The organism is Micromonospora inaquosa (genome assembly GCF_003857055.1).
Lineage (GTDB): Bacteria > Actinomycetota > Actinomycetes > Mycobacteriales > Micromonosporaceae > Micromonospora > Micromonospora inaquosa.
Window position 1 is genome coordinate 98,396 of record NZ_QGSZ01000198.1, and the last position, 9,810, is coordinate 108,205.

A 9,810-nucleotide genomic window follows, 5' to 3' on the forward strand; every position below is an offset into this window, starting at 1 on the left:
CTGCCTTCTGGTGGTGGGGACTTCTAGAGCCTCGCTATGTGCTTCGCCGAGCAGTTGCTGGGTTGTTCAGGCGCGTTCCCGGGCTGCTGTCGCGGGGGCCGACCCGCGGGCCGGCGTCACGAGTGCGATGGCGGGCGGTTCCGCGATGGTGCAGGATGACGGGCATCCGGCACTTTTCCTATACGATCTGATGGGGCGTCAGCATGCCGCAGCGTTGTGACTGATGTCAACAGGTTCCCGAACACGCAAGAAAGGACCTCACGTCACAATGGACGACGAAGCGATGATCGCGCGGGGCCGTAGGACCGTGACGGGCGGAACGCCGTCCGGAAGATCCGGTGGCCGGCTTGCCGACGAGGTGTACGACACGCTGCTCGGACAGCTGATGTCGCTGCGGATCGAGCCTGGCTCCCGCGTCACGATCGACGTCCTGGCGCGAGAGCTGGGGGTCTCTCAGACGCCGATCCGAGACGCTCTGAACCGCATGGAGGCCGAGGGTCTGGTCGTGCGGGTGCCCCATGCCGGCTACCGGATTCCTCCGCAAATCACCCGACACCGATTCGAGGACATGCTCGAGGTCCGCCTGCTCCTCGAGCCGGCAGCGGCCCGCAGGTCCGCCGAACGCGCAACATCCGAACAGGTTGCCGGTTTGCGCCGAATGCTGGAGGAGATGGCGGAACTGGAGGGGGGCAACGGGCCCACGGCCTACGGCGCCTTCGGGCTGCGCGACGCAGCCTTCCACGATCTCGTCGCCCTGAGCGCGGAGAACCAGGTCATCCGTGAGGCGCTCGCTCGCCTGCACAGCCACGTTCACCTCTTCCGGCTTCACCACGACATCCAGGTCGCTCACTTGGCCATGGCCGAGCACGAGGACGTGGTGGCCGCGATCGCCGCGCGTGACCCCGACGCCGCCGCCTACGCGATGCGTCGGCACATCCTGCGGTCCGGCGAGCGTTTCCGGCGATTGTTCGAGGAGGTCAAGGACGCGGACGGAATGGCGGTAGAGGCTTGACGGGCGGGCTGGCCCGAGGAATGCTAACGCAATCGGATCCGATTGGATCTACCTCACCGCCCCCAGATGCGAGGAGAAGCAGGTGCCCAGAGCGCTGCTGCTGACCGGCGACGCCGCCGAGGAACTCGACACCATGTATCCCTACTACCGCGTGCAGGAGGGCGGCTGGGACGTCGACGTCTCGTCACGGACGATGCGTGACGTGCAACTGGTCATCCACGAGTTCGACCCCAACTCCGACGCCTATGTGGAGAAGAACGGCCGGAAGCTGCCGGTCGACGTGCCCTGGGCCCAGGTCGACGTGGAGCGCTACGACGCCCTCATCATCCCCGGTGGACGTGCTCCCGAGTGGATCCGGGTCGACGCCGACGTCAGGCGCATCACCGAGCACTTCTTCGCGCGCAACCTCCCCATCGCGCTGGTCTGCCACGGCGCGCAGGTGCCAGCGGTCTACGGGCTGCTGAAGGGTCGGAAGACGGCGTGCTTCCCGCCCATCACCGGTGACATGGAGAACGCGGGCGCGACGGTCATCGACGCTCCCGACGTCGTGGACGGCAACCTCGTCTCCTGCCGGGGATGGCCCGACATGCCGCAGTTCGGCAGGGCGATGATGGAGCTCTTCGCGAAGTCCGTCAGCCCCGCCTCGGCATGAGCACACCTGGCCTGCCCCGGTGACGACACTTCGGACCGTCGCCGTCGACGGCTCCCCGGTCCACGTCCTGGAGAGCGGGAGCGGGCCCGCGGTGCTGATGCTGCACGGCTCCGGACCCGGCACGACCGGGTCCGGCGCCTGGGCAGCGACGGCGCAGGCGCTGGGCACCTCCTGGCACCTGGTGGCTCCTGACCAGGCGGGGTTCGGCCGCACCCCTGTCCCGGCGGGCTCCAGGGGTGGGCTCCGACTGTGGACGGAGCAGGCCGCCGGCCTGATGGATGCCCTCGGTATTGAGTCCTACGCCGTGGTGGGTCACTCCATGGGCGGTGCCGTGGCGCTTGCGTTGGCGGCCACGCGCCCCCAGCAGGTCACCCGTGTCGTAGCGGTCTCGACGATGGGCGCCCCCGGTGCGCCGCTGTCCGCCGAGCTCGACGCGATCTGGGCCGCCCCCGCCGGCTCGCTCGGGGCGCGAGACATGCTGAGTCGCCTCGTCCTCGACCAGGCGCTCGTGACCGATTCGGCCGTCGATGCCCGCGCGGCGGCGATGCGAGCGGGGGAGGCCGCATTCGCGTCGTTGTTCCCTCCACCCAGGGCACGATGGGCAGACGATCTCACCCTCCCGGCGCAGACGCTGGCAGCGGTGCGCGCGCCCGTGCTGCTCGTTCACGGCGCCGAGGACCGGGTCACCCCGCTCAGAACGGCAGCCGAGCCCCTGCTCGAACACCTGGCCGATGTCCGTCTGCACGTGCTCGGCCGATGCGGGCACGTGCCGGCGATCGAGCACCCGCAGGAGTTCCGGCAACTGCTGTCGTGCTTCCTCCGCCCGGACCGAGATCACTGACTGCTGCGGCAGGTCCGCAGGCTGTCGCGGGACCGCCCCGGACCGCCGGACCCTTTCCGCGAACTCCGAGCTGATCAATCGTGTCGGCCTCGCTGGTCAACGGTCGTCGGCATTGGCGACTCCTCGAACGGCGATGGTGGCGAAGGGGATGGGGCAGCGCGGCTGCCCGGCGCACTCGACGAGGTCGTCGCAGCCGGCGTACCGCGGCTCGCAGTGTGCCGGCAATGACCCGCAGGTCCGCGATCTTCGCCTCGATTTCGGCGAGCTTTGCGTGGGCGCGGGCCCGCAGGCCGGCGTCGGGGCTGCGGCCGTGGCGGTGCTGGCCTGCATCGAGCAGGTCGGCGACCTCGTCGAGGGTGAATCCGAGCCCCTGCGCTGCCTTGATGACCCTCAGCACGGTGACCGCTTCGGCGGGGTAGAGACGGTGACCGCCCAGGCTTCGGTCCGGTTCGGCGAGCAGTCCGCGGCGTTCGTAGTAGCGCAGTGTCTGCCGGTTCACGCCGGCCGCGGCGGCGACCTGGCCGCTGCGCAGCCCGCTCACACCGTCATCCCGGCTGCGGCTCGTAGCGCGAGCGCGTCGAGGACATCGACGTGCGCGGCCGGCACCTGCACGTCGAGACGCAGCGTGTCGGTATCGGCGGCGAGGGTGAACGAGAAGAACGAGCAGCAGCAGCTTTCCCGGTCGATCAGGTCCCGGGCGGCCGCCTCGGCGGTCGGGTCGAGTCGCCACCGCAGTCCGGTGGGGGACAGCCGCTGCTGCGCGAGCAGAGCGGTGGCGAACAGGTCGTCGAATTCGGCCAGCCGCAACGGCCGTTGCTGGCTCGGCAAGGTGCACGACTCGGGCACCCACGTCTGGTCATCGCTCATGCCACCGACGGTAAGGCGGTACCGGGGTACCGGATGCAAGCTCGGCTGCGGCGATCTCGCCGACATTCATGGATCGCCACGATGACGCTTGTCGCGTACGGACGCGGGCCAGCCGCCGTGGCGATCATCGACGTCTATCGCTACGATCCGATATCGACAGATTACTGAGCGTTGATGCGTGCTGTTCGTAAGCCGTGAACGCTGGCAATCCGGGCGCCGTCGCGAATGTGCTGCCGGCCTGAGGATGACGCCGTCTCGACGAAGGGGATTCGGATGACGGAGAGCGCGCAGACCACCGAGAGTCGGACCGTTGCGCCCGCGCGACCGTACCCGTTCAGTGTGCCCGACCGCCTGGTCGTCGATCCGACCTATGGCGAGCTGCGCGAGAACGAGCCGATGACCCGGGTAAAGCTCCCCTACGGTGAGGAGGCGTGGCTCGCCACCCGGTACGAGGACGTGCGCACGGTCCTCGGCGATGTGCGGTTCGGCCGCGCCCCGGCCGTCCAGCGCGACGAGCCCAGGCTGACCCCGCGCCAGCAGTACAGCGGCATGCTGACCATGGACCCACCCGATCACACCCGGCTGCGCCGGCTGGTGGCGAAGGCGTTCACGGCACGTCGGGTGGAGGCGCTGCGCCCCCGAACCCAGGAGATCGCCGACGCGCTGGTCGACGATATGGTCCGGCTCGGTCCTCCGGCCGACCTGGTGGAGCACGTCGCCACCCCGCTGCCGATCCAGGTGATCTGCGAGCTGCTCGGGGTGCCGTACGCCGACCGCGACCGCTTCCACATCTGGTCCGAGGCGATCGTCTCGACCACCTCCCTGCCGTTGGCGACGATCCAGGAGTACCTGAACAATCTCTGGGGCTACATCGGTGATCTGGTAGCCGAGCGCCGCCGGGAGCCGGGGATCGACGACCTGCTCGGCGCGTTGGTGCGGGCCCGCGACGAGAATCAGGATCGGCTCAGCGAGGCCGAGCTGGTGGAACTCGCCGGAGGGCTGCTCGCGGCCGGCCACGAGACCACGGTGACCCAGATCCCCAACTTCGTCTACGTCCTGCTGCACAACCCGGACCAGCTCGATCGGCTGCGGGCCGACCCGTCCCTGGTGCCGGCCGCGGTCGAGGAACTGTTGCGGTACGTTCCGCTCGGCGTCGGCTCATCCTTCGCCAGGTACGCCAAGGAGGACGTCGAGGTCGGCGGGGTGCTGGTCCGGGCAGGTGAACCGGTTCTCGGCTCACTGTCCTCGGCGAATCGGGACGGTACCGTCTTCGCCGACCCGGACCGGCTGGATTTCGACCGCGAGCAGAAGCCGCATCTGGGCTTCGGGCACGGCGTACACCACTGCGTCGGCGCGCAACTGGCCCGCATGGAGTTGCAGGTTGCCGTCGCCACCCTCGTGACTCGCCTGCCCGGTCTGCGGCTCGCCGTACCGGAAGCCGAGCTGGAGTGGAAGCGCGGCATGTTGGTGCGGGGCCTGCTCGGCATGCCGGTGGCGTGGTGAGTACCGCGTGGCGGATCGGGGTGGACTCGCGCCGCTGCATCGGCACGAGCATCTGCGCCGGTACCGCACCCGAGCACTTCCGCCTGGTCGGCGGGCTGTCCGAGCCGCTGGCCGACGTCGTGGCCCCGGCCGAGGTCATCCTCGACGCGGCCGACTCGTGCCCGGTGGAGGCGATCACGGTCCGCGACGCCACCGACGACCGGCTGATCGCGCCGGAGGAGTGACAGGAAGTCGAGTCCGGGCGTCTGCGCCCAGCCGACGCACGGATCGAATTGATTCGATGTATCATCGCGGCGGGGCAGGGTCACTCCGCACGGGCGTACGACGCCGGTGCACGCCATCCACCGGGCGGACAGGGCAGCCGCCGGTGGTCACCGATTCGAGCGCGGCCGGGCTGACGACGGCTCGGCGTCACCTGTGACGTGCTGGTCCAGCGAGCGCGGCACTCAGGTCGTCGTCCGTGGCGCGTCGGTCGGTTCCGTGCCTCGTGGGGCATCGGATCAGACCGCACACCGAGGAGAAACGCAGATGTACGACGTATCCGCTCGACCAAAACACCGCAGCAGGGGTGCCGCCCGGCTGCTTCTGGGCGGGGCCTGCGCCCTGGCGGTGATCGTGGCCTCGATGGCCGTGGCGACCCTCGCCCAAGCCGATCTCAGCGGCCCGCCCGGGACCACGCTGCAGGCCGCCGCCGAGCGCAGCGGCCGCTACTTCGGCGCTGCCATGGGGGCGGACCGTCTCAACGACTCGGGCTTCCTGACCATCGCGGACCGCGAGTTCGACATGATGACCGCCGTCAACGAGATGAAGCCCGACGCCACCGAGCCCAACCGGGGTCAGTTCGACTTCCGGGCCGGTGACGCGATCTACAACTGGGCCACCCAGCACGGCATGCGGTTCCGTGGTCACACCCTGGCCTGGCACGCTCAGCAGCCGAGGTTCTGGGGAAGTCTCAGCGGCAGCGCCCTGCGGACCGCGATGATCGACCACATCAACGGCGTGATGGCCCACTACAAGGGCAAGTTCGCCTACTGGGACGTGGTGAACGAGGCCTTCGCGGAGAACGGCAGCCGGCGGTCATCGAACTTGCAGTCCACCGGGAACGACTGGATCGAGGTGGCGTTCAGGACCGCGCGCGCGGCGGACCCGAGCGTGAAGCTGTGCTACAACGACTACAACATCGAGAACTGGAGCTACGGCAAGACGCAGGGCGTCTACAACATGATCCGGGACTTCAAGAACCGCGGCGTCCCGATCGACTGCGTCGGTCTCCAGACCCACTTCACCGGTGGCAGCTCGCTGCCGGGCAACTTCCAGCAGACGCTGTCGAGCTTCGCGGCCCTCGGGGTCGACGTGGCGTTGACCGAGGCCGACGTCACCAACGCCTCGACCAGTCAGTACCAGGGTCTGACTCAGGCCTGCATGAACGTCCCCCGCTGCGTCGGGATCACGACGTGGGGCATCCGGGACAGCGACTCCTGGCGCGGCAACGAGAGCCCGCTGCTGTTCGACCGCAACAGCAATCCGAAGGCGGCGTACACCGCCGTCCTCAACGCTCTCAACGCCGCCTCCACCACGGTGCCGGGCACGACCACCCCGCCGACCACGACCCCGCCGACCACCACTCCACCGACCACGCCGCCCACCGAGCAGCCGGGCGCCTGCACCGCGACGTACCGCATGGTCAACAGCTGGGGCGGTGGATTCCAAGGTGAGGTCAGCGTGACCAACAACGGCTCTGCCACCCTCAGTGGCTGGACCGTCCGACTGACGCTGGCCGGGGGACAGACCCTCGCCAACCTGTGGAGCGGCATCAACACCGGCACCAGTGGGGCGGTCAGCGTTCGCAACGCCGAATACAACGGAACCCTCGGCGCGAACGCCTCGACCACCTTCGGCTTCCTGGTCAACGGCAGCAGCGACGCGGCACCCGGCGGCCTTTCCTGCACCAGCCCCTGACCGACGACAGGCACCGGTGTCCCGGGTCAGGACGCTGACCCGGGCCCGGGTGCCGTCGTGGTCGTTCGAACCCGGTCGCCCGGCCGCCGGCCGATGCTTCTGCCTCGCCCCGAGAACACCGGTGGAAATCCGCCGCCGGCCGACCGACGCGAACCTCCTCGTATAACGCCACAACCATGCCCGAAAGATCCTGCTGGCCCAGCCCGTGGGGTGGGGGACCAGCCCGTCCTGGAGGATGACCATGCGCAGTTTTCTCGCGGTGTTCAGCGCCGCACTGATCCTCGGCACCGCAGTCGGCAGCGTTCCGGCCGGCGCGTCGGGTGCCTCCCCGCCCTCGTGCCCCCGTGGCCTGCTCTTCTGCGAAGACTTCGAGCGACTGCCTCTCGGAGGGCCCAGCACGTTGAACTGGGGTGTCGACACCCGCAACGGCACGCTCACCGTCGAACGGGCCCGCCGTGACAAGCAGGTGCTGCACATCCACACGGTCGACAACGGACGCGCCTTCCTGCGCGTCGACGACTTCGCCGCGCCGGGTAACCGCTTCTACGGCCGGATGCGTCTACGCGTCGATGCCTTTCCCACCGCCCCGGACTGGGCGCACTTCACACTGGTGGAAGCCACCGGCACCGGCAGCACTGAGGTCGTCCGTCCGGTCGGTGGCCAGTACGCGCCCACGGTCCCCGGAACGTTCTGGGGGATCGGCGCCGACGGCGGTCCGACCGGCGACTGGACCAACTGGCGGGAGTCCGCCCCGGTCGCCGAGGACACCTGGCAGTGCTTCGAATGGAAGATCGACGCAAGGGACAATCGCGTCGCGGTGTGGATCGACGGCGTACCGAACCCGGAGCTGACCGCGTCCACGAGCGACCACGGTGGCAACGATGTTCCCTTCGTCCTGCCGACGGTCGACACGGTGAAGATTGGCTGGCAGCTTTACCAGGGCGGCACGACACCGGGTGAATTCGACCTCTGGATCGACGACATCGCCCTTTCGAGTAAGCGGCTCGGCTGCTGACCTGGAGCCCCTCGGATCTCGACACATGTCGTCGCGATGTCACTTCCGATCGGCGTCCCTGCCGGGGTGCGGCTGTGGTGCCGCACCCCGGCAGCGGGTCACGGCTCCTCGCCGGGCGCCGAACCGGCTCCTCGCGTGGCGTCACCCGCGACGGCCGACCCGACCGGCTGCGCGGCCCTCTGGGCCAGGGCCGCCTTCCACGCCGGTGTGCTGGTGCGGGGCAGGCCACCCTCGATGCCGAGCTCCCGTCTGGCGGCCCGATAGTAATCGGCCCTGGACTCACCGAACTCGCGCATCGCCGCGTCCCACTCGGCCTGGCCGGCGAGCCGGCCGCAGGCAAAGCACTCCAGGTGCCAGACGGCCTGGTGCCAGCGGCGTGCGGCGGCGACGGTCCGTGGGCTGCCGACCAGCAGCACCGCCTCGAACCGCGCTGCGCGGTCCGCCTCCGCCTCCGCGATCGCCGTGTCCACGTCCGAAGCAACCCGCCGGGGCGGACCCTGGCCGTAGCCGTGCCGTGTGGCTACCGCCAGCACGATCTGGTACATCTCGCGCACCGCGAACGCGTACTCGGCGTAGACCGTCATGCGCTGCGGGTCCCAGCGGATACCCACGTCGCGACGCCACCGGGCGCGGTCGGCGAGCGCGGAGAGCGTGAACGACAACAGCGCGCCGACGGCGACCCCGACGAACGTCGGTGCCTGCTCCCACAGCGCGGTCACGCCGGCGCCCCCGGCGGCCAGACGTCCGAGGCCCAGTCGGCGGCGCCCGCGACCAACTGCTCAAGGGACGCGTAGCGGTAATCGGCCAGCTGTGGCGCCCCCCGGCGCGGGGATGCCACCGCCACCGTGCATCCCGAGACCGTGGCGAAGTGGATGCGCCCGTCGGCGAGCCACACCACCTGCAGGTGCACGGCGGGGAACGGCTCATGCGGGTCCGGAACCGCCCGCAGCCAGCCGTCCGCGCCGGTGAGGCTGGGCAGTTGGGCGACCACGTCCGCGAGCATCTTGGTTGGGATCCAGCTGCCCAGGCCCGGATGCTCGGGCCAGGACGGGAACTCCAGCTCGGTCATTGCGCGCCAACTCCCGGCCGGACGGCGAGGATCTGGTCCACACCCATCCGTCCGTCCTCGAATACCTGGGCCCCGCCGGCAAGGTACAACCGCCAGATCCGGGCCCGCTCCAAACCGATGAGGCCAACCGCCGCCGGCCACTGCGCCTCGAGGCGCGCCAGCCAGTGGCGGATGGTGCGCCCGTAGTGCTCCCGCATCGCCTCGACGCCGCGGACCTCGAGCCCCGCGTCCTCAAGTAGCGACACGGTCGCGCCGAGCGGGCGCATGTGCATGTCGGGGGCGATGTAGGCCTCGATGAACGCGCCCCCGCCGGGTCGGTGTGCGCCCCGGGAAATCTGCTGAACCAGCACCCGCCCGCCGGGCCGGACCAGGTCGCGGAGGCGGGCCGCGAACGCCGGGTACTCGGCGGCACCGACGTGTTCGCCCATCTCCACGGCGGCGACGGCGTCGTAGCCACCGCCGACCGGGTCGCGGTAGTCCTGTAGCCGCAGGTCGACGAGCTCGTCGAGGCCCTCGGCGGCGATCCGGGCGGCCACGAAGGCGTGCTGCTGCCCCGAGACGGTGACCGCGGTGACCCGGGCGCCATGGTGGCGCGCGGCATGGCAGGCGAGCGAGCCCCACCCGCAGCCGACGTCGAGCAGCCGGTCGCCGGGGCGCAGCCGCAGCTTGGCGCAGATCAGGTCGAGCTTGGCGCGTTGCGCCGCGGCGAGGTCCGCGGTCGTGCCCTCCGGCCAGTAGGCGCAGGAGTATGCCAACGATGGATCCAGTATGAGCTGGTAGAACTCATTGGACAGGTCGTAGTGGAACGCGACGGCGGCGCGGTCGCGGCGAGGGCTGTGCCGGCTGCCGGTCAGCGCCGCCTCCGTCGGCGGGCGGGCCGGCCGGCGGAGGC

11 protein-coding genes and 1 pseudogene are annotated in these 9,810 nt (G+C 70.1%); 7 read left to right on the forward strand and 5 right to left on the reverse strand.

Features of this window, described 5'->3' with window-relative positions:
* The first annotated feature begins 268 nt into the window (after positions 1-268).
* From DLJ59_RS13860 to DLJ59_RS13870, 3 genes are all read left to right on the forward strand, one after another.
* Positions 269-1,012, forward strand: a complete 744-nt coding sequence (locus DLJ59_RS13860) for a GntR family transcriptional regulator (RefSeq protein WP_124772920.1) — start codon at positions 269-271, stop codon at positions 1,010-1,012.
* Between the two features lie 82 nt (positions 1,013-1,094).
* Positions 1,095-1,664, forward strand: coding sequence for a DJ-1/PfpI family protein (locus DLJ59_RS13865; protein ID WP_124772921.1), 570 nt, complete (start codon positions 1,095-1,097; stop codon positions 1,662-1,664).
* A gap of 19 nt (positions 1,665-1,683) precedes the next feature.
* Positions 1,684-2,505, forward strand: a complete 822-nt coding sequence (locus DLJ59_RS13870; protein ID WP_124772922.1) for an alpha/beta fold hydrolase — start codon at positions 1,684-1,686, stop codon at positions 2,503-2,505.
* A 265-nt stretch (positions 2,506-2,770) separates the two neighbouring features.
* On the opposite strand, the pseudogene DLJ59_RS37400 reads toward DLJ59_RS13870, so the two are convergent.
* Both DLJ59_RS37400 and DLJ59_RS13880 read right to left on the reverse strand, forming a co-directional pair.
* A pseudogene (locus tag DLJ59_RS37400) lies at positions 2,771-3,046 on the reverse strand (MerR family transcriptional regulator); the annotation flags it as partial.
* Positions 3,043-3,372 (reverse strand): hypothetical protein, encoded by a 330-nt coding sequence (locus tag DLJ59_RS13880; protein WP_124772923.1) that lies wholly within the window; start codon positions 3,370-3,372, stop codon positions 3,043-3,045. The gene DLJ59_RS13880 and the pseudogene DLJ59_RS37400, both read right to left, overlap by 4 nt.
* Positions 3,373-3,645: 273 nt before the next feature.
* On the opposite strand from DLJ59_RS13880, the gene DLJ59_RS13885 reads away from it, so the two are divergent.
* The 4 genes from DLJ59_RS13885 (at position 3,646) to DLJ59_RS13900 (ending at position 7,849) form a co-directional block, all read left to right on the forward strand.
* The gene (locus DLJ59_RS13885; RefSeq protein WP_124772924.1) at positions 3,646-4,875 is read left to right on the forward strand and encodes a cytochrome P450; all 1,230 of its coding nucleotides are present in this window, start codon (positions 3,646-3,648) and stop codon (positions 4,873-4,875) included.
* The gene (locus tag DLJ59_RS13890) at positions 4,872-5,099 is read left to right on the forward strand and encodes a ferredoxin (RefSeq protein ID WP_124772925.1); all 228 of its coding nucleotides are present in this window, start codon (positions 4,872-4,874) and stop codon (positions 5,097-5,099) included. Before DLJ59_RS13885 ends, DLJ59_RS13890 begins: the two co-directional genes overlap by 4 nt.
* Before the next feature lie 304 nt (positions 5,100-5,403).
* The gene (locus DLJ59_RS13895) at positions 5,404-6,834 is read left to right on the forward strand and encodes a glycoside hydrolase family 10 protein (RefSeq protein ID WP_124772926.1); all 1,431 of its coding nucleotides are present in this window, start codon (positions 5,404-5,406) and stop codon (positions 6,832-6,834) included.
* Between the two features lie 241 nt (positions 6,835-7,075).
* Positions 7,076-7,849 (forward strand): hypothetical protein, encoded by a 774-nt coding sequence (locus tag DLJ59_RS13900; RefSeq protein ID WP_124772927.1) that lies wholly within the window; start codon positions 7,076-7,078, stop codon positions 7,847-7,849.
* A 98-nt stretch (positions 7,850-7,947) separates the two neighbouring features.
* Here DLJ59_RS13900 and DLJ59_RS13905 read toward each other — a convergent pair whose 3' ends face one another.
* The 3 genes from DLJ59_RS13905 to DLJ59_RS13915 form a co-directional block, all read right to left on the reverse strand.
* A complete protein-coding gene (locus DLJ59_RS13905) occupies positions 7,948-8,568 on the reverse strand; it encodes a hypothetical protein (protein WP_124772928.1) in 621 nt (206 codons plus the stop codon).
* Positions 8,565-8,918, reverse strand: coding sequence for a hypothetical protein (locus DLJ59_RS13910; RefSeq protein WP_124772929.1), 354 nt, complete (start codon positions 8,916-8,918; stop codon positions 8,565-8,567). The genes DLJ59_RS13905 and DLJ59_RS13910 overlap by 4 nt, the downstream gene beginning before the upstream one ends.
* On the reverse strand, positions 8,915-9,810 hold an 896-nt coding region (locus tag DLJ59_RS13915), incomplete at its 5' end, for an SAM-dependent methyltransferase (RefSeq protein ID WP_148096948.1). The genes DLJ59_RS13915 and DLJ59_RS13910, both read right to left, overlap by 4 nt.